An 18,273-nucleotide genomic window follows, 5' to 3' on the forward strand; every position below is an offset into this window, starting at 1 on the left:
TAGATGCAGTATAAATTGTGTGGTTTCAACTTCATCACATATTATGACATTCGCATCACGCACAATACCGATGAATTACTTTATTGCAAATTATCTAACTTTGCATTGCAACCGTTTCAGAGCTGATGATAGAATTAAAAGATTTAATAGTTTTTTGTGGGATACAAACCCTTGGGTTGATATTTATCTTATTGCAAAAAAAATACAGATCGCTACCTAATTTCTTGTTGGTAATGGTGTTGGTTAACTTATTTGTTCATTACACCTATTATTTCTTTTTTTACAATAAGGTATTTTCAGCAACCTCAAATTGGGCTTATTCTATTATTCTGCCCGGTATAATAGCTCCGCCTATCATTTATTTTTATACCTTATCGATATTACACGGAAAAATACGATTCACGAGAAAAAGTTGGCTGCACCTAATACCTCTTGCTTTAATTTCTATTGTTTATTGGATTTATACAAAATGTTCGGATTATGAAAGAGAGATACTTTTGTATTGGGTAAAAAATTGCAGCATTGCCCTGTATCTGTTTTACCCCATTATTAGTTTTATATCCATATCAAAGTTTTATCGATTAAAAGGTGTTGGTTTTAAATTGTTCCAGTTTGATAAAGGAAGGGTATCTATGGTGAAGCTACTTCTAGGTATGATGGTCCTTCATTTTTTGATATTGATTATCAAAAACAACATCCATTTTTTCGTCAGCAATGCGCAATTGTTAATGAATACCATTAACCTTTGGTTTTTTATTGCTTTAAGTTATGCCATTAGTTATACGGTTATAAGTGAACCCAAAACCATCAACCATAAGCCAACTGAAGCAGGGCTAAAAAGTTTTAAGAAATATAAGAACTCCAAATTGAGTCACGATAGGGCCCTGCATGAGTTGACCCGCTTAAATCAATTGATGACTTCTCAAAAGCCTTTTCTTAATCCGGATTTTGATCTGGCCAAACTCGCCGAGTTAAGCGGGATGCCAGCCGCCAATATTTCCGAAATATTAAATGGTCTTGTCAAGCAAACCTTCAATGACTATACTAATAATTACCGGATAGAAGAATTTAAGAAATTGGCTTCAGATATTAACAAGCGGAACTTAACAATTTTAGCTTTGGCTTTCGAATCCGGGTTTAATTCTAAATCTACTTTTAATGCTGCTTTTAAAAAGTTTACGGGCACTACGCCTTCTGAATATATTAAGACCTTAAAGGCGGTGTAATTGAAAGGGGATTTTACTGTTTTAGGTGTTGGTTCTGCTATTTATACTGGTTTTCCTGTTTTTTGGTAGTTGATTTATAGTGTGAGGGTTATACGTGCTAAAATATTACCGGACGTCCTGATTCTGTAAATAAGCGCATAAGAATTTCCATCCGTATTTCTTTGGGATCAATACGTATAACTACAATCAGAGAATTATGGATAGTAATAAAACAAACCGGCGAAACTTTCTGAAGCTAGGTGGTGTTTCGGCAGCAGTTGGTATCACAGCAATAAGTGCTATTCCGCAAAAAGTGGCAGCCAATAAATTGGATAAAAAAATCACCGGTGATTTAGTGAAGGTTCACGATGATTTTCCGGTGGAGGTGAGGGCTGATTATAAACCTCCACGCAACTGGGATCATGTGCAGGCACGGTCTATGTTTGTTGATGCCGTAAAGGCCATTGGCGAGGATGTAGAGGACGAAATTGTGGCCGATGGTCAAGCCTTTATTAAAAAGATGAATTATGCCTATGATAACAGTAAGGTTGGCTATAATCAGGCTGACAAAGCATTGTTGGCAGGCGCCTGGGCTATGAATAACTATGCGGCAGGACCAAGCCCGGCAACCATTGGTGATTTTGGTGTAAATAGCTGGGAACAACGTTCCGAAAAAGCCCATTATGCTCTGTTTGACAATGATTATGTAGTAAAGAAAAAATATAAGTTCGACAATAAGCAGCAGGCAGCTGACTATATTAAGCGGGCAGCTCGTCTTTTTGGTGCCGACTTGGTGGGTATAACCCGACGTGATAAGCGTTGGGACTATAGTAAATTTTTAAACCCTATTCCGCCCCTCTTGCGTAAGCCATTGCTAGGGCCTCCTTCTCCGGAGCAACTCGAAGAATTAAAATTTTGGGGACCTGATAAATTTATAAGCGACTGGAGCGATTTTCCTTTTGAGCCTAAAACAGTGATTGTATTGGCTTTCGAAATGGACTATGAAGGTATTTCGGCATCGCCATCGTATGTTGGTAGTGCTGCTGCCGGAGCTGGTTATTCGGCTATGGCGAAAGTTCCTTATCAGTTGGCCGTGTACCTAAAGAATCTTGGTTATAACGCAGTATCGGCTGGCAACGATATGGGCTTAAGTGTGCCCTACGCTATTGCTGCCGGTCTTGGAGAGAATTCACGTCTCGGGCAGGTGGTAACCTATAAATACGGACCACGTGTTCGTTTGGCAAAGGTATATACTGACTTTGAGTTTGTTGAATATGATAAACCTAAGTCGTTTGGTGTAATGGATTTTTGTAAGAGCTGTATGCGTTGTGCGGATGCTTGTCCTACCAAAGCGATATCGCACGATAAAGAACCGTCGTTTGATCCCACTCACGATAATAAGGATAATGCCTGGTACAATGTGAAAGGGGTTAAGAAATACCATGTAGATGCGAAGAAATGCTTCAAATTATGGGGTGAATTAGGTGATGACTGTGGTATGTGTATGGCCTCTTGTCCCTATAATAAGCCAGATTTCTGGCATCACCGTCTTGTGGATAGTATTACGGCTGCAATGCCTGGTCCTGTGCATGATTTTATGCGCGAAATGGACAAGATGTTTGGTTACGGTAATGTAGAAGATCCTTCAGCCATTAAAAAGTTTTATAGTCCCAAAGGTAAAAGCTACAACGGACACTAATCAGATAGAATGTAGTAGTTAGAATTACTGAATTTACAATGCATTAAAAGATTAAAAACTATGATATTCACAGGTATTGAGATGCTATTTTTTTCACTGGGAATGCTTACAGCGACCAGTATAATGGGGGCCTATTATTATAACCGCCAATATAGGTTTAAGGCTGCTACCTGGTTAGCCTTGGCTTTGGGCTTGTTTCTGATGCTATTCTGCATTGCTTGGTCGGTTAGCTCCGTATTAGAGGGAGAGCCGCGGGCTGCCAGTATGGGCATGCTGATTTTTGGTATTCCTTCGGTATTGCTACTCATTTTGGCGCGACGACTGGCGCTTAAAAATGTACAAAAGGACACCAAATAATTTCTTTTAATTATACTATTGGCAGTGGGCAGCTTTGGCTGTCCACTTCGCATTTAAGAAATGACGATTAACCATGAAGAAAATAATTAATGGACTGGCTTACTTTAGTCTGCTGATTGCCTTTATTATTGGCCTTTGGGCCGATAAAACCAAAAATGAGTTGAATGGACTGGCTTATTTATCAACACATAAGCTTAGCCTCGGGGAGGCGCATGATGGTGTTTATCCCTTACTAAAAAAGGGTGAACTAGCTGGTTATTTAGCTCTTGGTGAGGCGCAGGGGTATGGGGGCCCCTTGCAAATTGTAGTGATTACCGATACGACTGCCTTGGTTAAAGAAACTATTGTTTATCAGGCTTTTGAAACTCCTTCCTTTTTAGCTAAGCTGCACAGTAATAAATTCTTCCAACAGTTTACCGACAAACCGGCCTCGGCATCGTTCGTATTTGGTGAGGATATACAAGGTGTAACAGGCGCTACGATCAGTTCAAGAGCGATTAATGAGGCCACCCGTAAGGCGGCTCATATCATTGCTTCAGAGCAGTTTAAAATAGAAGTAGCGCCGGTTGTTAAACAATGGTCGCTCTCTTATTTAGATGGCATTATTGCCTTGATACTTATTACAGGTATTTTTTTATCGTACAAGCGCATTCGAAAAATCAGAACAATCAACCTGGGGTTGGGCATTGTTTTTATAGGCTTTGTGTTAAATGCCTCGCTGTCTTTAACACATTTTGGTCGTTTATTTTTAGGCTACTTTCCGGATATACATACACACCTGTCGTGGTGGCTGCTGTTACTGGGGACCATAAGTATCCTTGTTATCAATGGTAAAAACATTTACTGCAATTCCATATGTCCGTTTGGAGCCACTCAGATGCTGCTCCACCAGATATCGGGTATTAATCTTAAGCTAAAGCCACAAGTGATGAAAAGGTTATCACAAACGCCTTATATCTTGCTTTGGCTGGCGCTTATGCTTACTTTCTTGTCGCGCAATCCGTCCATTGCCTCCTACGAGCCATTTGCCATGTTGTTTTCGCTTGATGGAGTAGGTATACAATGGTATATATTACCGGCTGCTCTCCTCGGAGCCTTGTTTGTATCTAATTTTTTCTGTCGTTTCTTTTGTCCTGTAGGTGGCATGTTTCGATGGATTAATAAAACACGCACTTTCTTTATAGGCTTAATACCCGGTAAGTAATGCTTTGGGCATTTTGCCGCATGTTAATGGAAATAAGAATATGATGACTGTAATAATCATGTAAATAAAGATAACCCTCAATAATCTGCAATTAGATGACAACTAAAAAAGCAAAATCAGGATCAATAGCTGCCATAGCGCTGTATGTAGTATGTTTGGCGTTTATACTAATGTTTATAGTAGGTAAAGCTCAGGATTTAGTTAAAGGAATAGATTTGCTCCTGTTAGGATTCGCTACTTAGTGCCTGTGTCTAAAACAATACGTCATTGATTTTTGTCTATGATAGGGAAATGTGTAATTACTAATGATAAAAACAGAAGACCAATGTCAGACACAACTGTAGTATTAGAAGCCATGAAAAAAGCGGGTAAGCCCGTTCGTACCGGTGATATAGTCGATCTTTGCGGCCTTGAGCGTAAAGCCGTTGAAAAAGCCATGAAAGAGCTAAAGGCTGAGGCAAAGATTGTGTCGCCCAAGCGTTGCTTCTGGGAGCCCGGAAAATGATGAGGCAAGATGTCGGTGGTTTTTAGTGATGCCCCCTTATCTCAGAATGCTTATGGAGTAGTTTTTGTAAACTTAGCGTTTGCTATTATGCACCAAAAAATAAGGCTTTGGCAGTGCGCCAGGGCCTTATGGATTTAATAAGGAATGCTTTATCACTTTAATCAACGGCCTCAACAAGTGCCTTCAGCAAATCATCGTCCGGCGAAAGATTCATTTTTTTACGGATGCGTTTTCGTGCCGCAAAAACACCGCCTTTAGTGATATTTAATTCGTCGGCGATGCGTTTGGTGCTGTAGTTGATCATAAGCAAATGGCACAACTTAAGATCATTGGGACTTAATGAAGGATAGCTCTTGGCTAAATGGTGGCTGATGTGCTGGAAACTGCCCTGCTTGTTTTTCTTTCGTTCGGCTTCCAATTCCCGCTCCAATACAAGAATGTTTTGTTGCAAACATAGTTTTTCAATATCCACGTTTTCTTTCACTTCAATCACGTGTCCAATCAGGTATTTGCTGCCGTTTATAATTTGATAATGAGTATATAACCTGGAGGCAAACAGCTCGCCATCGAGTCGTCGGGATACATGTAGCTTAAAGCCACCTAAATTCAGATGCTCCGGTGTCATTACCACCGGGTGAAAGGGTTTGAAGTCATCGGGCATCAGATCACTAACATTATGTTCTCTAAATACCTTAATAGATGCACACCTGTATAAGTCAAGCGCTTCCTTATTGCAGGACAGTATCTTACCGTCAAGTTTGGCAATGATGATGGCCTCACCTTCCTTGATTGTTCTGATTGTGGTATTTAAGTATTCCATATGATCAATAATCGTTGCTAACAAATCTAATGGAAAAAGACGGAAAGTGCCACTAATATACCCATGCTTTTTTTCCTCACAAGCCCAAAGCGCCTTACTTTTGCAACAGATCCTTTATGGTTTCCCGATTCAAACAAGTTAAGCTGTGCCTTCGTTCCCCAATTGAAAGGCACAGCTTTTTTTTGTATAAGAAGGATGTTCTTAACCTAACACCACACCCGACCATTAAGTCGAAGCAGTCACATCCATATGTTTACTTTTATCCTTTTTTGATTTTCTCTTTTAGGCAACCTTTGTTGTATAGCTCACTATCATTGGCTGCTTAAAACGACCGGTTGGTCAATGTTCACCTATTCTTGGTCACTTCGATATTAACTTTCTGCTGCATCTCCGTAGAATCAATTATTGAACACTAGCCACTAGAATAAAGCATGGGTAATACTATACTAATTGTTGATGATTCACCATTGGAGATTGAATTGCTTGCCGTAATGTTGAGCAAAAGTCATCCTTTCCGAAATATTGTCACCGCCAGCCATGGCGAAGAGGCCTGTTTACAAGCTGTACGTCATCAGCCCGATTTGATATTGCTGGACTGGGAAATGCCGGGTATGAATGGTTATGAAGTGTTGCAGGTGCTTAAAAAGAATGAATTGACCAAAGATTTGCCAGTTATTTTGATTTCGGGAGTGGACTTTAGTGAAAAGATAAAAAGTGCTTTTGCTGGTGGAGCCATCGATTTTATTGGCAAACCACTTAATGAGGATGAGCTCGCAGCTCGTGTAGAGGCCGCCTTGAATAATTATAGCAACTTTAAGGCCTTAAAGGATCAGGCCGATCAGCTGATCTTAGCCAATCACGAAAATGAGCGTATTTTAAAGTCCATATTACCCTTGCCTATTTTGATGCAGATAAAAGAGTACGGGTCAATTCCTCCGAAGCGTTATAAGGATTGTGTGGCTATTTTTGTTGACATGGTTGACTTTACGCCAAAAACTGGTAAGATGTCACCCTCGACCTTGCTACGGGAGCTCAACGAGTTATTTGATGGATTTGATCGGGTGATAAATCAGCATTTTTGTACCCGTATAAAAACAGTGGGAGATGCCTACATCGCCGTATGTGGTATGTTTTATACACCGGGCAATATTGAGGTTGAGGCAGCATCGGCAGCCGTTAAAATTCGCGAGTATGTGATGGAGCGCAATGCCCAAAAGAATGTTCAGTGGGAGGTTAAGATTGGTCTTTACAGTGGAGATATAATCGGCAGCTCGGTGAGCACGAGTAATTTGAATTTTGATATTTTTGGCGAGACGGTGAATATGGCATCCCGCTTTCAGGCCATGTGCGAGCCCATGCAGATTAATGTCTCAGAGAGTTTGAGCAAACCCCTGTCGGTAGCTTATAAGCTCATTGCCCGTGTTCCCCGGAAGGTCAAGGGAAAGGGTGTGATGCCTATGTATTACATTCATAAGCCTCTGGAGAAGATAAAAAAAGAGGAGGATGATCTGCAGCCATCCCCCTCTTTACAGCAATAACCTGATTTCGGCTTTTAGCTTAAAATGCAGGTCAATTATTTAATTAGTTTCTTGTAGCGGATGCGCTTTGGAGTGGTATCTCCCAGGCGACGCTTTTTGTTTTCTTCGTATTCAGAATAAGAGCCTTCGAAGAAGTAAACATTCGACTCTCCTTCAAACGCGAGTATATGTGTAGCCACCCGATCGAGGAACCAGCGGTCGTGAGAGATAACAACGGCACAGCCCGCAAAATCCTCCAAGCCCTCTTCCAAAGCACGCAGGGTGTTAACATCAATATCGTTGGTAGGCTCATCTAACAGCAATACGTTACCTTCTTCCTTTAGTGCCATGGCCAGGTGAAGTCGGTTGCGCTCACCACCCGACAGTACTTCACATTTTTTCTGTTGGTCGTTACCCGCAAAGTTAAAACGCGACAGGTAGGCACGGGCATTTATTTCTTTGTTGCCCATGCGCAGCAGTTCATCGCCTTGTGAAATTACTTCGTAAACAGTTTTTCCGGGTACGATGTCATCATGCGATTGGTCCACATAGGCAACCTTTACTGTTTCGCCTACTTCAAAGGTGCCGGCATCGGCCTTTTCCAATCCCATAATGAGCCTGAAAAGCGTTGTTTTACCGGCACCGTTAGGACCGATCACTCCCACAATGCCATTTTTGGGAAGCATAAACTCCAGGTTTTCAAAAAGTAGCTTTTCGTCGTATCCTTTAGCTACGCCGTGGGCTTCAATAACCTTATCGCCCAGGCGGGGACCGTTGGGAATAAAGATCTCCAGCTTTTCTTCTTTTTCCTTTACATCTTCCTTCATCAGGCTGTCATAAGCATTGAGTCGTGCCTTGTTTTTGGCATGACGGGCCTTGGGCGCCATGCGCACCCACTCCAGCTCTCGCTCCAGCGTCTTACGGCGCTTTGATGCCTGTTTTTCCTCATTGGCCATGCGTTTGGTCTTCTGATCAAGCCACGATGAGTAATTGCCCTCCCAGGGAATCCCTTCGCCGCGATCCAGCTCCAGTATCCATCCGGCTACGTTATCGAGGAAGTAACGGTCGTGGGTAATGCCAATAACGGTACCTTTATATTGTTGCAGGTGTTGCTCCAGCCACTGTACTGATTCGGCGTCAAGGTGGTTGGTGGGCTCATCCAGCAGCAGGATGTCGGGTTCTTGCAGTAGGAGGCGGCACAGGGCTACGCGTCGTCGCTCACCACCCGATAGTACTTTGATGGGCTGGTCTTCAGGCGGGCAGCGCAAGGCATCCATGGCACGGTTAAGTTTGGTATCCAGGTTCCAGGCATCGTGCTGGTCAATGAGTTCCTGTAGCTTGGCCTGCTCATCCATCACCGCCTGCATCTTATCCGGATCTTCCAGTACCGCAGGGTCGCCAAATTTTTCGTTGCAGGCCTCGTAAGCTTTCAGGGTGTCAACAACTTCCTGAACGCCTTCCTCAACCACCTGACGAACGGTCTTATTTTCATCTAATTGAGGTTCCTGCTCGAGGTAACCCACTGAATAACCGGGTGAGAATACCACATCGCCCTGATAGTTCTTTTCAACGCCGGCAATGATCTTAAGAAGCGTTGATTTACCCGATCCGTTCAATCCGATGATACCAATTTTGGCACCGTAGAAAAACGACAGGTAAATATTATTTAATACTTTTTTTTGGGGTGGAAACGTCTTGCTGACGCCCACCATGCTGAATATGATTTTTTTATCGTCAGACATGTTATTGTTATTTGTGTTTTTGCAAAAGTAGTGAATACAAAACGATTTGTATGCTTCTTTGTCGTTAGTGTCTTGCCTGGCCCTGATGGTGATGGCAATAACCGTTGGTATTACTGGTTTTATTGCGGCATCGTTGACCCGTTGATTGGGTGGTGCCACGACATTGTCCGCTTAAAGAGCTCGTTGTTTTTTGGTGTGTGGGTGCTTTGCTGTGTGGTGTAAATTTCCAGGCCGAAATATCGGAATGTGCTTCCAGCCGTGCCTCTTTATCATCATTCATCGAGGCAAAAAAATCAATGCCTGTGAGCGATTCTACCTTGTCAACACTCACCACGTAGTTTTGTAAAGGTTCTTTGCAGGCTTCATTCGGCAGAATCAGGGCGATCATCTTTTCTGCGCCCGTGGGGTCGTACACTATTTTGTAATAATGGCCGGGTACGCTTACTTTATTGGCACCTATGCTCGCTTTTTTAGTATTTAGGATGGGACCTGTAACAACGTGTATCTCCTCGGAGTTTCGGGCCCAGTCGCGGACCAGTGACTCCAGGTTTTTCCAGATGCCCCGGTTAAAAGCGGGTAGTTGTGGCGACATATTGGATAGGTAGAACGATTCGGACATGGCTGTTCTGCTGTGCTTCATGGAACCGGCAGGTGCGAGATGGCCGCGATCGAAGCCCGACCCTTTGTAGTCCGATAGGGTAGCCGAACCGCTTGTTACCTTTGGGTCGGGACGGAAGTTATCCGTACGGGCTTCACTGCCTGCCAGGCTTGCCTTGCTAATGGTGTAATAAACCCACTCAGGCTGTTCATCGGCCTCAGAATAGGAAAGGGAGTAATAGTTGTGTTTAATTACCTGTCCGGTGGTGGAGCTGGGGGCAAGTCCTTCGCCATGAGATGTCGCAGCAAAGAGCACAAAGGCGATTGTGAGAATGAATTTTATCGGATGCATTTTTAATAGAGGTTTGTAAATAAATAGGAAGAGGCAAAAGTAATATTTATCTGTTTCTCCGGAATTGATGGCACTCACAAACGACTCCATCTACAAAATATTTGCATTCACGTTCGTATGTTGTTCTTTGATCACTGTTAAGGTCCTTTCTGCCAATTAGCTGTTTTGTGAGCTTTAAAAATGGGTAGATGCCATTGACAGTACTTAGGTCTGCGTGTAAATTAAGTTGTCATCCCGCCTGAGAATTTACATTTATGAATATGATAAATGATAGCACAAATACTCAGCAAAATGAAAAAGATCTTTACTCTAGTCGTTTTTTTAATGGGCTTGACGATGGGTTTGTTTGCTCAAACTCTGGTGTCGGGCTTTATTTCAACAGATTCAACGTGGACTGTTGATGGATCTCCTTACGAGGTTATTTCAAACCTGCAGATTACTTCTTCCGGATCATTAACGATTGACCCCGGCGTAGAGGTATGGATTGAGTCGAATACAAGCATAATAGTAGATGGTGATTTGATCGCCAACGGGACATTGGGTAATCGTGTCCTTATCACGTCGCGGAAGTCGCCCGGTAGTCGAGCTAAAGGCGACTGGAATGAAATTAATGTGCGCACCGGTGGCTCAGCGTCCTTCAATGCTACCACGATTGAATATGGAGGGTATAGTTCTTCCTATAACATTGCGTACAGTTGTTTGAGTAGCAGTGGGGGGCTAATTACTGTTGCTGATAATTGTATAATTAAAGATTCTAACAATAGTGGTTTGGAAATTGGGAATGACGGTGTTGTACAAATCGAAGGTGCCCAAATTACGGCCTGTCGCTGGCCTGTTGTATATGGTAGTGTGGCCAGTTTAATTTGCAACCTTGCTGCGGTAGATATTTTGGGCAATACTTTTAACGGGGCCTATGTGAATTTTGCTTCTGTGGACAGCGATATGACTTTAGATACACTACCTGTGCCTTATGTTTTTAATGAAGAACTAACGATTCAGTCAGGATCAACATTGACTGTAAGAGCGGGTAATATCATTAAAATCAATGGCCCGAGTGTAAACGTAAATGGAACCTTTATTACTGAAGGTTCACTTTCGGAAAGGGTTTATATTACTTCCTATCAAAATGATGGAAGGGGTGGTGATACCAATAATGATGGTACATCTACGATTGCTGCCCCGGGTAATTGGGACGATATTTATGTTCCGGCAGGAGGCGTGGCTGTGTTCAATGCCACCACCATTGAATATGGTGGATATAGCTCTACTTATAACATTAATTACAGCAGCCTTTATAATAACGGAGGCTCTATTACCCTTGCCGATGATTGTGTAATAAGGGAATCGACTAATGTTGGTTTGCGCTTAAATAATGGAGGTAATACGCATTTTGAAAGTGGACAAATAAACGATTGTCGCTGGCCGATTGTTTATCACAGCGCATCCGATTTGACCTTTTCTCATAGCAATGTTGATATTGCTGACAATACCTTCAACGGAGCCTATGTGAATTTCGGATACCTCAATGAAACGATGACGCTTGATACCTTGAACGTGCCATATGTCATCAATGGAAACCTATATGTGCAGTCGCCGGCTGCCCTAAATATTCTTGCAGGTAATGTTATAAAATTCAATAATAGCAATATTTACGTCCGGGGCATCTTGAAAGCCAATGGTTCGGAGGATGATATTATTTATTTTACATCTTATCAAAACGATAATCTGGGAGGAGACACCAATAATGATGGCGCTGCCACTCCGCCGGCTGCCGGAAACTGGGGTTCCATCCGGTTCGAAGATGGTAGTGATGATGCTCAGTGTAGTATTACCAATGCTGACTTTTCATTTGGGGGTAGGGGCAACCGTGCCCCTGTGTGGGTGCAAAATTCTTCACCAACTATCGAGAATTGTAATTTCGAAAATAATTACATTGGTGCCTATATCGAATTTGATTCCAGTCCGAGCTTCAGGTATAACACCATTGGATCATCTTCGCTGGTGCCTTTTGCCTTAACACTTGATGCTACCCCTGACTTTACCGATAACACTTTCTCTTTTTCAGATAATGAATATGATGCCATTGGTATAATTAGCAGTACGATGGTGGCGAGTGCCACTTTGCCTCAGCGCGATGTGACCGGTATACCTAATGTTACCTATCTATTGCTGGGCGCAGTTACCATACCCGAGGCAATCACGCTTACGATTGATCCGGGAGTGGTAATTAAAGGCAGGAGCCAATATCATTTGTTTATTGTAGAGGGGACATTAATTGCCGATGGGCAGGATAATGATAACCGCATTACTTTTACTTCTGTTTACGACGACACCTTTGGTAACCCAACGGATACCAATAAAGACGGTTCGCAAACAGATCCTGCTATTGGCAATTGGGGGGGTATTGTTTTTGAAAATACCAGCGATGACGAGCGTTGTGTTCTTAATTATACCCGCTTGCAATATGGATCCATGCCCGGGCGTTATTATAATACGCAATATATTAGCGGTGGTGAGGTGACACTGGAAAATGCCAGTCCTCTGATTACTAATAATATTATCAAAGATTGTCACTACGGGATATATGCTTTTCAGGCATCTCATCCTGAGGTGTTGAATAATGAATTTGTTAACACAAGCTATACACCGGTGGCGCAATCGCTCAATGCCATGCCACAATACGCGGGCAATACATTTGTTAATCCGGGCTGGACAGCCATTGGTATTATTGGTGAAAAACTGGGTTTTGATGCCACCCTTGATAAAGATACTTTGGCCGGTTATGAAAACATCTCCTATGTTCTTTTGGATAATTTAACGATTAATTCCGGTACTCAGGTTGAGGTTAAACCGGGTATTATCTTGAAATTTAACCAGAATAAAGCCATTACGGTTGGTGGTGGCTTTAAATGCTCAGGCTTGGATAACGACTCCATTACCTTTACATCCATCAAGGATGATAATTATGGAGTGCCGCAGGATACCAAGAATGACGGTGATGCAGAAAGTCCCTCTGCTGGTGATTGGTCAACACTTCGTTATACAGGAACGGCAGATGATGATTATAACAATATTATCTATACACGTTTATTGTATGGTGGTGGGAATAACTACGGAGTAGTTACTTGGGTTGATGCCGGGGGATCAATAGCTGCCAGCCTAATTAGTGACTCTTATTATTATGGTTTGAGGTGCGATGGAGTGTCTACTCCCAATTGGTCTGACCGTGTTATCATTCAGAATTGTCGTCTTGACCCCATAGCACAGTCTCTATTGGCATTGCCGGATATGTCTTTTACTTCGCCCGATATTGCCTCGAATGGAAATGGCAGTAACGGAATTTTTATCCTGGAGGGTAATCTGTCCAGCTCTGCCGAATTGGCTAAGCAGGATGTGGGAGGCATTTATAATATCGCTTATATCATCGACCGTTTAACCATTGGCGAAAATGCTATTCTAAATATTGAGCCGGGTGTGGTTGTTAAATTTCGGAATTACTACAGTGGTATAACCGTTGACGGGGCACTGACTGCCAATGGTACCCCTGAGGAGAAGATTGTTTTTACATCCATTAAAGATGACTCCAAAGGTGGGGATACGAATGATGATGGGGTAGAATCAAACCCACAGAAAAATGACTGGCAACGTATTGTTTTTAATGCTTCTGCCCTGGAGGAATTTAATCTTCTGAACAACTGTATCTTGAATTATGGTGCTTATACTTACTCTAATTACGGGAAAAACAGGAGTATGGTGGATATCTTCGATGCCTTTGTTGAGGTGGATAGTGTTCAGGTTGAACATAGTCGCTACGGAGGTATTGGAATCTTTGGAAGCTCCAATGCTGTTGTTACCAACTCACAGTTTAATAATATTGATGAAACACCGGTTATTATCAGCATGTTTGCCAAGCCGGAATTTGAAAATAATGGCGTTTCTAATCTGGGTATTGTTGCCATAGGTGTAGCCCAGGAAACCTATTCCCTGGATGACACCATCCCACAACGCGATTTTGGGGGTATAGAGGATATCACCTATTTTATTTACAATACGCTTACGGTGAATTCAGGAACCAACATCGTAATACCTGCCGGAACGATATTTAAGACCAATGGACGATCAGCCTTCAATGTAGAAGGAGCGCTTCAGGTGAATGGTGAGCCCGGCAATCCGGTTGTGTTCACCGATCTGAAGGATGATGCCTATGGTAACCCGGAAGATACCAACGATAATGGTGAGGCTGATAGCCCTGTTATACGAAATGTGCCCGTAATTACCTATCAGGATATCTCAAACGATGATTCATGTTCTGTAGAGAATGCCATATTCCGTTATGCCAGAAGTGGAATTAACATGCAGCAGGCAGCGCCTGATATTAGCGCTACCCTGTTTGAAAACTGCACCTGGGGAGTTGAACTGAGGGGTGTTTCAACCCCGGCGCTTACCCATAGTACTTTTAACGATTTGACTTATGCCCCCATGGTTATTTCACTGGTGTCATTTCCCCGCGATACCGTGAATAATGTTATCAGTGGAACCACCTATAAGGCCATCGGTATATTGGCCAATGAGGAGCTGGTGCAGGATGTCACGCTTCGAAAAAATAATTTTGCCGGCGTCAGAAATATACCTTATTATTTCTCGGGCGATTATTCAATTGGTACCAGTGTCAACTTGTCTATCGATCCGGGTGTGATTTGTAAGTTTCATCAGGGTGCCAGGCTCACCGTTAAACGTGGGCTGATTGCGGAAGGTGGCGCTACGGCCGATAGTGTGATTGTCTTTACCGATATAAAAGACGATTTTTTTGGCGGTGACACCGATTCCAATGGACCCTACGCTTATAGTAATAACTACTATAACTGGGATGGTATTCTCTTTACCGACGAAGCCTATGATGATTCATGTCGACTCGATCATTGCGTGATCCGTTATGCCGGTTATTCTTCAGCAGAAGCAGCTGTGGCTATGGACAAAGCCAGTCCGTTAATTACCAATTCCAGTCTGACTTACAATGCTAATGGCGTAAGGGCAGCAGGCGCTTCTAATCCGGTGATCAATCATTGCGATTTATATGGAAATACTTATTTCGGCGTTCAGAATGTAGATCAGGCTTATATTATTGATGCACGCTATAATTATTGGGGTAGCAATACCGGTCCTACCCATGCTTCTAACCCCGGTGGCACAGGTGATGCCGTTACCGATAGGGTAGATTATTCTGATTTTACTAGCGGTGGTTTTACGAATCCTTTGATGGGAGATGTTAGTCTCAATGGTCATATTCAGGCTTACGATGCTTCGCTGATATTGCAGCATGCGGCAAGTGTTATCACGCTTAGCGATCTTCAGCAATCGGTTGCTGATGTATCGGGTGCGGCCGGTATTACGGCCTATGATGCATCGCTGGTATTGCAATATGTATCTGGTATTATTTCCAGTTTTCCTGCCGAAGTGCTTAAGAGCTCCGGGGAGACTAATGTTGATGTAACTGCTTTCTTTAGTCTGGATGATTGTTATCCGGAAGAAAATGAATTCACCAGTCGCTTAAAGCTTAGTAATGCCAATGGATTATTAGGGGCTGATATTACCCTGTATTTTAACCCGGAAATATTGCAACTTAAGCAGGTGAACGAAGGGGATATGAATACATTGATGTCCTATAGTATTAACAATGATGAGGGCACGGTTGATTTGGCCTTTGCCTGGTCCGAAAGCGCCGGTGGAGATGGATTGCTGGCTCTTTTCGACTTTGAAGTAGTTACAAACTCGGCTGCCGAAACGCTTATTGGATTTGAGGAACTGCTTGTTAATGAGCAGAACTTTATCGGCAACAGCAAAGAGGGTTTGGTTGTTCTGCCAATCAACACGCTATTGGATGAAATTGAAATTGATAAAGCTGCTCTTCACCCAATTTATCCAAATCCAAGTGATGGCTTTATTGAGTTTTACTACGATGTGGCGGATGATGATAGTCAGGTCAGCATATCGGCTTATGCACCTGATGGAACCCTGATAACAACATTGTTTACAGGTGCTCTTAATAGTGGACGTTATCATTACAGCGCTTCTGATTTGGACACTTACCATGGTGTTGTCATTATCAAGTTAATGGTTGATGATCAGTTATTCACTCAAAAAGTTGTGTTCAAATGATTAAGCAGGTAAACATACGTGATCTCAGGTATTATCTGTTTACCATGTCAGTGTGGCTGATGTTTTTTGGATCAGTCAGGGCTGACATAGGTCTGCGGATTGCCCATGTAACGGGTGTTGTGGGTGATGTTGTTGAGGTGCCTGTTTATGTTGACACATCGCTTACATCCCTTGATGTACTGGCTTTTCAGGTGGCTGTTGATTATAATTCCAGCTTGCTTGAGGCACTGGATCCAACATTTGACGGAACCATGTCGGAATCATGGGGTACGCCCGTTTATAATATTGCACAGCAGGGCCGGGTGTCCTTTAGCAATGCCGGGGTGATCCCTTTATCAGGCACGGGAGTATTGGCTTATTTGCACTTTCGCTTAAAACAAGCGGGTACGGCATATCTGAATTTCAAGGTAGGAGAAGAAACATTGTTTAACGAGGGGAGTATTGCTTTATACCTCACCAACGGGCGTGTTTCAATCAGCCCCTTGCCGTATCTTAATTTTTCGCCCAACGGGGGTGTTGTTGTAGTCGGCGAAACGCTTCAATATAATGTCTCTCACGGCGCAGCACCATACAGCTGGGCTACCACCGATCCTTCGGTGGCTGTAATCAGTCCTTCAGGACTGATTACAGGAGTATCTCCCGGCCTGATAAGGGTTATCGCTACTGATGCGCTTGGTGTGACCGATACAGCCGATGCCTATGTTGAAGTGGTGCCTTTCCTTATAACCATAAGGGATACTTCTTACTATCAGAATAATGAAGTTGTTATTCCTGTGAATATTTCCTTGCTCGATGATTATGATGTGGTGAGTGGCGAGGTGAGCCTAGGCTATAACAGCAGCATTTTAACGGCTGATGAGGTACTTTATGCAGGCAGTATACTCGAGGGTGTGAGCACACGATCGGCAAACCTGAGTGCAAGTGGTGTGCTGAGTGTGAGCTTTGCCTCGGCAATAAGCCTGATGGGTGATGGTCCTCTCTTTTATATTCGTTTTCGTGTGGCCGATCGTTCTTCCGGAGCCGGTTGGATTGATGTGCTCGATGCATTGTTTAATGAGTCACTCAAAGCAAAAATCGACAGGGGTTATTTCTCCATAATCAGTCTGCCGGGGCTTAACGTTACACCTTCAACAGCTCAGCTTCTTCTTGGTCAGTCTATGGATTTCAATGTGAGTGGCGGGGTGCCACCCTATAACTGGTCCGTCTCTGATCCTTCTCTCGCCAGTATTAATCAGGATGGCATATTAACGGCTTTAGCAGGAGGTCAGGTGATGCTGTTTGTAACAGATCCGCGTGGATCGTTGGGACAATCCGGAACCATCGATCTTTATGATGGCAGTATTGACCTGGGCAATATCATCGTGCCGGCAAATGAAAATACGGCTCTATTGCCGGTTTACCTTCTTTCGGATGTAGCAATGAGTCCTGTGGTTAGCCTTTCGGGAACAATCGATTTTGATGATACAAAAATTCTCGACATGGCGGTAAGCAACGATGGAACGGCCACCGAATCCTGGGCTTTTTCCGATAGGTTGCAGGGTGATCATTTTCAGTTTGCCGGAGCCGGGGTTACCGGCGTGGCTGGTGATGTTACCATGCTTTCACTGGATGTAACTTTGGCAGAAGGTTTGCCGGTAGGGCAGGTGATCCCGGTTAATCTGACAGATATGATGGTAAACGAAGGAAGACCGCGACTCAATATCATAAGTGGAGCAATTGAAATTGGAGAGCCAACGGCAGTCAACCAACCCGGACAAGATGGGATAAAGGTTGTTTATCTGCCCGGTATTGTGCGGGTTATTAATTTACCGGATGATTGTCGATATATTTCACTGTATGCCATGACCGGACAACAAATAGAGATGGTCAGGTCTGAGGGTTCCCAATATGATTTCTTTACAAATTCGTATAAAAAGGGAATCTATATTCTCAAATTTGATGGCAAAATTGACCGCTATGTGAAAGTTAGATTCTAATTTAGATCGAAAGAAATGGTGGTAAACCAAAAAGAGGAGAAACTCAAATGAATTTCTCCTCTTTCTGTGGGCGATGAGGGAGTCGAACCCCCGACCCCTTGGGTGTAAACCAAGTGCTCTAAACCAACTGAGCTAATCGCCCT

11 protein-coding genes and 1 tRNA gene are annotated in these 18,273 nt (G+C 43.1%); 8 read left to right on the forward strand and 4 right to left on the reverse strand.

Going from position 1 to position 18,273, the window contains the following annotated elements:
* Positions 1-125: 125 nt before the first annotated feature.
* The 5 genes from ACRD7A_RS11025 (at position 126) to ACRD7A_RS11045 (ending at position 4,970) form a co-directional block, all read left to right on the forward strand.
* Positions 126-1,226 (forward strand): helix-turn-helix domain-containing protein, encoded by a 1,101-nt coding sequence (locus ACRD7A_RS11025; RefSeq protein WP_430812472.1) that lies wholly within the window; start codon positions 126-128, stop codon positions 1,224-1,226.
* Positions 1,227-1,422: 196 nt separating this feature from the next.
* A complete protein-coding gene (locus ACRD7A_RS11030; protein WP_430812473.1) occupies positions 1,423-2,904 on the forward strand; it encodes a reductive dehalogenase in 1,482 nt (493 codons plus the stop codon).
* 60 nt (positions 2,905-2,964) lie between these two features.
* On the forward strand, positions 2,965-3,261 hold the full coding sequence (locus tag ACRD7A_RS11035; RefSeq protein ID WP_430812474.1) for a hypothetical protein: 297 nt from the start codon (positions 2,965-2,967) through the stop codon (positions 3,259-3,261).
* 73 nt (positions 3,262-3,334) lie between these two features.
* Positions 3,335-4,465, forward strand: a complete 1,131-nt coding sequence (locus ACRD7A_RS11040) for an FMN-binding protein (protein ID WP_430812475.1) — start codon at positions 3,335-3,337, stop codon at positions 4,463-4,465.
* Between the two features lie 325 nt (positions 4,466-4,790).
* Complete coding sequence (locus tag ACRD7A_RS11045) at positions 4,791-4,970, forward strand: hypothetical protein (RefSeq protein ID WP_430812476.1); 180 nt, start codon at positions 4,791-4,793, stop codon at positions 4,968-4,970.
* Positions 4,971-5,127: 157 nt separating this feature from the next.
* On the opposite strand, the gene ACRD7A_RS11050 is transcribed toward ACRD7A_RS11045, so the two are convergent.
* Entirely contained in the window at positions 5,128-5,790 is a 663-nt protein-coding gene (locus tag ACRD7A_RS11050) for a helix-turn-helix transcriptional regulator (RefSeq protein ID WP_430812477.1), read from the reverse strand.
* Between the two features lie 431 nt (positions 5,791-6,221).
* Between ACRD7A_RS11050 and ACRD7A_RS11055 the strand changes: the two genes are divergently transcribed.
* Complete coding sequence (locus ACRD7A_RS11055; RefSeq protein WP_430812478.1) at positions 6,222-7,328, forward strand: adenylate/guanylate cyclase domain-containing protein; 1,107 nt, start codon at positions 6,222-6,224, stop codon at positions 7,326-7,328.
* Positions 7,329-7,363: 35 nt separating this feature from the next.
* Here the strand turns inward: ACRD7A_RS11055 and ettA are convergent, their stop codons facing one another.
* Both ettA and ACRD7A_RS11065 read right to left on the reverse strand, forming a co-directional pair.
* A complete protein-coding gene (ettA, locus tag ACRD7A_RS11060; protein WP_430812479.1) occupies positions 7,364-9,049 on the reverse strand; it encodes an energy-dependent translational throttle protein EttA in 1,686 nt (561 codons plus the stop codon).
* A 64-nt stretch (positions 9,050-9,113) separates the two neighbouring features.
* On the reverse strand, positions 9,114-9,998 hold the full coding sequence (locus ACRD7A_RS11065) for a DNA/RNA non-specific endonuclease (RefSeq protein WP_430812480.1): 885 nt from the start codon (positions 9,996-9,998) through the stop codon (positions 9,114-9,116).
* Positions 9,999-10,289: 291 nt separating this feature from the next.
* On the opposite strand from ACRD7A_RS11065, the gene ACRD7A_RS11070 reads away from it, so the two are divergent.
* Both ACRD7A_RS11070 and ACRD7A_RS11075 read left to right on the forward strand, forming a co-directional pair.
* Positions 10,290-16,154: a right-handed parallel beta-helix repeat-containing protein gene (locus tag ACRD7A_RS11070; protein ID WP_430812481.1), complete on the forward strand. Its 5,865-nt coding sequence runs from the start codon at positions 10,290-10,292 to the stop codon at positions 16,152-16,154.
* Positions 16,151-18,130 carry a cohesin domain-containing protein gene (locus tag ACRD7A_RS11075; RefSeq protein WP_430812482.1) on the forward strand — a complete coding sequence of 660 codons (1,980 nt, stop codon included), beginning with the start codon at positions 16,151-16,153 and terminating at the stop codon, positions 18,128-18,130. Before ACRD7A_RS11070 ends, ACRD7A_RS11075 begins: the two co-directional genes overlap by 4 nt.
* Before the next feature lie 67 nt (positions 18,131-18,197).
* On the opposite strand, the gene ACRD7A_RS11080 is transcribed toward ACRD7A_RS11075, so the two are convergent.
* Positions 18,198-18,272: transfer RNA gene (locus tag ACRD7A_RS11080), tRNA-Val, on the reverse strand.
* Position 18,273: the final 1 nt, after the last annotated feature.

Source organism: Carboxylicivirga longa (assembly GCF_050589825.1).
Classification (GTDB): Bacteria; Bacteroidota; Bacteroidia; order Bacteroidales; family Marinilabiliaceae; genus Carboxylicivirga; species Carboxylicivirga longa.

Coding starts and splice junctions, on each gene's coding strand:
- ACRD7A_RS11025 (WP_430812472.1), top strand. CDS start 126: ATGATAGAATTAAAAGATTTAATAGTTTTTTGTGGGATACAAACCCTT.
- ACRD7A_RS11030 (WP_430812473.1), top strand. CDS start 1,423: ATGGATAGTAATAAAACAAACCGGCGAAACTTTCTGAAGCTAGGTGGT.
- ACRD7A_RS11035 (WP_430812474.1), top strand. CDS start 2,965: ATGATATTCACAGGTATTGAGATGCTATTTTTTTCACTGGGAATGCTT.
- ACRD7A_RS11040 (WP_430812475.1), top strand. CDS start 3,335: ATGAAGAAAATAATTAATGGACTGGCTTACTTTAGTCTGCTGATTGCC.
- ACRD7A_RS11045 (WP_430812476.1), top strand. CDS start 4,791: ATGTCAGACACAACTGTAGTATTAGAAGCCATGAAAAAAGCGGGTAAG.
- ACRD7A_RS11050 (WP_430812477.1), bottom strand. CDS start 5,790: ATGGAATACTTAAATACCACAATCAGAACAATCAAGGAAGGTGAGGCC.
- ACRD7A_RS11055 (WP_430812478.1), top strand. CDS start 6,222: ATGGGTAATACTATACTAATTGTTGATGATTCACCATTGGAGATTGAA.
- ettA (WP_430812479.1), bottom strand. CDS start 9,049: ATGTCTGACGATAAAAAAATCATATTCAGCATGGTGGGCGTCAGCAAG.
- ACRD7A_RS11065 (WP_430812480.1), bottom strand. CDS start 9,998: ATGCATCCGATAAAATTCATTCTCACAATCGCCTTTGTGCTCTTTGCT.
- ACRD7A_RS11070 (WP_430812481.1), top strand. CDS start 10,290: ATGAAAAAGATCTTTACTCTAGTCGTTTTTTTAATGGGCTTGACGATG.
- ACRD7A_RS11075 (WP_430812482.1), top strand. CDS start 16,151: ATGATTAAGCAGGTAAACATACGTGATCTCAGGTATTATCTGTTTACC.